We start from the raw sequence: 2767 nt of genomic DNA on the forward strand, positions 1-2767 counted from the left end.
GAGCGTGGGTAACCCGGCAGGACGCCGGGTTAGCCGCGCTGGGCCAAGGATGGCCCATCGCGGCGGCCCACGCTCCAAAGCCGGAGTGAGGGCACACCGAGCCTAGGCGAGGTGCCGAGTGTTGGGGTGAAGACCTTTTGCTTACTTTTGGGTCTTTCCAAAAGTGAGCCGCCGTAAGGGCGGAACCCTAGGTGGCCGTTACCGCAGCAACGGATATGTACCCGGCCCAATCCAAAAAAAATGCTCGGCCCACACACCGCCATCGGGGGCAAGTCGAATCGTCGCACCGCCCCTCCCACATTTGGACCACGTTACCTTCAGTAGACGATCGGCACCGGTGCTCCAGCCACGCGGGCGCGTTGCCGGAAGCTGAACAGGTAGCAAACCAGACCAAGCAGGAACACCACCCCACTGACCAACCTCGCCCAGAACAGCCCCTGCAAATGTTCCACCGTGGCCATGAACGGCAAGGCCACCCCGTCCACCTGCCAGCGTTGCAGCCAGACCTGCACGGCCCCGGCGGCGGTGAGGAACAGCGTGATCATCACCATCGACAGCACCATCATCCAGAAGCCCCAGATTTCGAGGGTCTGCGAACGCGCGTCCGGCGCTTCACCGATACCGCGCAGGCGTGGCATGGCGTAGCTGATCAGTGTCATCACGATCATTGCGTAGGCACCAAAGAACGCCAGGTGCCCGTGGGCGGCGGTGAGTTGGGTGCCGTGGGTGTAGAAGTTGACCGGTGCCAGGGTGTGCAGGAACCCCCACACGCCTGCGCCGAAGAACGCCGTGACCGTGGTGCCCTTGGCCCACAACGTCGCCGCGCGATTCGGGTGCTGGCGCCGACGTTGCTTCACCATGGTGAAGGCGAACATCACCATCGCCAGGAACGGCAGCGGCTCCAGGGCCGAGAAGATCGAACCAACCCACAGCCACACCTCAGGCGCACCGATCCAGAAAAAGTGGTGACCGGTGCCGATGATCCCGGTGATCAAGGCCATGGCGATGATCACGTAAAGCCATTTCTCCACCACTTCGCGGTCGACGCCGGTGACCTTGATCAGCACGAAAGCCAGCATCGACCCCATGATCAGTTCCCACACGCCTTCGACCCAAAGATGCACCACCCACCACCAGTAGAACTTGTCACGCGCCAGGTTGCCGGGGTTGTAGAAAGAGAACAGGAAGAACACCGCGAGACCAATCAACCCGGTCATCATCACCACGCTGACGGTGGTCTTGCGGCCCTTGAGCAGGGTCATGCCGATGTTGTACAGAAAGCCCAGGCACACCACGACGATGCCCATTTTGGTAATGGTCGGTTGCTCCAGGAACTCACGACCCATGGTCGGCAGCAGCTCGTTGTGGGTCAACTTGGCCAGCGCCGCATACGGCACCAGCAGGTAGCCGAGGATGGTCAACACCCCGGCGGCGGCGAACACCCAGAACAGGATGATCGCCAGTTTCGGGCTGTGCAGCTCGCGTTCGGCCTCCTCGGGTATCAGGTAGTAAGCCGCGCCCATAAAGCCGAACAGCAGCCACACGATCAGCAGGTTGGTGTGGACCATCCGCGCCACGTTGAAGGGGATCAACGGGAACAGAAAGTCACCGATGACGTATTGCAGGCCCATGATCAAACCGAACAGCACCTGACCGAGAAACAGGATCAGGGCGAACACAAAGTAGGGTTTGGCCACGGCCTGGGATTGGAATTTCAAGTATGGATTGGCACTGCGCATGGCTCAGCCCTCCTTGTTCGGTGGCCAGTTATTGGTATTGATCTTCGAGCTCCATTTGAGGAACTCGGCCATATCGTCCACCTCCTGGTCACTGAGATTGAATTGCGGCATGGCCCGCCGTCCCGGCACACCCAGGGGCTGCATCTTCATCCAGGCATGCAGGAACGGCTTGAACCCTTCTTCGCCACCTCGGCGCTTGAACACATTGCCCAGCTCCGGCGCGAAATAAGCGCCCTCGCCCAGCAAGGTGTGGCAGCCGACGCAGTTGTTGCGCTCCCAGACGCCTTTGCCGCGTACGACGGATTCGGTGAGTTGGTCGACGTTGCTGCGGGCGGGAAAGGTTTGTTCGGTGTGGTAGGTCAGGGCCAGGAAAATCAGGAAGAAGAACACGCTTCCTCCGAAGTAGATATTCCTGGCCATGCCCTTGGTGAAGGTCTCTGACATGGTCGCTTCCTCATTGCTTGGCCAGGGGATGATAGGGAGGTGGGGGGTGAAAACTGCTTGATGGCGATCAAGAAATGTTGATGGTTTTGGTGGGGTATTTTTTTGGGGGGGGGTTGGGTTGGGTACCTATCCGTTATTTAGGTAACGGCTGCTTAGGGTTCCGCCCTGACGGCGGGTCACTTTGGAAAAGAGCCGGATGCCGGCCCAGCCCAAAGTGACCAAAGGGCTCTTGCCCCAACACTCGGCACCTCGCCTAGGCTCGGTGTGCCCGAACGAAGGCCAGCGTGTTTGACGGGGCGCCTAGGATCAAGATCAAAAGCCAGAGCAAAAGCAGACCGAGGTCCAGCTGATACATGGAGATCCAAATGTGGGAGGGACGGTGCGACGATTCGACTTGCCCCCGATGCAGTGGGTCAGCCAAAGATGCATCAACTGATACTCCCTCATCGGGCCATAAGTATCTACACACCTTGAGCCGAGCCCCCTGCGTAGATACCGTCTTATCCAGCACCGCGCAAACCCCCGTAGCAGCTGCCGAGCGCAAGCGAGGCTGCGTCAGGCGCGCTGCCGATTCAAGCTCGAGT

Annotated in this window: 2 protein-coding genes; both read right to left on the minus strand. The window is 60.0% G+C overall.

All coding sequences use genetic code 11. The features are described from left to right. Positions 1 to 317 precede the first annotated feature (317 nt). Complete coding sequence (locus AB1462_RS31320) at positions 318 to 1739, minus strand: cbb3-type cytochrome c oxidase subunit I (RefSeq protein ID WP_367248934.1); 1422 nt, start codon at positions 1737 to 1739, stop codon at positions 318 to 320. A gap of 3 nt (positions 1740 to 1742) precedes the next feature. Then, positions 1743 to 2183 (minus strand): cytochrome c, encoded by a 441-nt coding sequence (locus tag AB1462_RS31325; RefSeq protein ID WP_027607193.1) that lies wholly within the window; start codon positions 2181 to 2183, stop codon positions 1743 to 1745. Between the last annotated feature and the right edge of the window lie 584 nt (positions 2184 to 2767).

The sequence above is a fragment of the Pseudomonas sp. SB113 genome (assembly GCF_040754745.1).
Classification (GTDB): Bacteria; Pseudomonadota; Gammaproteobacteria; order Pseudomonadales; family Pseudomonadaceae; genus Aquipseudomonas; species Aquipseudomonas grimontii.

Coding starts and splice junctions, on each gene's coding strand:
- AB1462_RS31320 (WP_367248934.1), bottom strand. CDS start 1,739: ATGCGCAGTGCCAATCCATACTTGAAATTCCAATCCCAGGCCGTGGCC.
- AB1462_RS31325 (WP_027607193.1), bottom strand. CDS start 2,183: ATGTCAGAGACCTTCACCAAGGGCATGGCCAGGAATATCTACTTCGGA.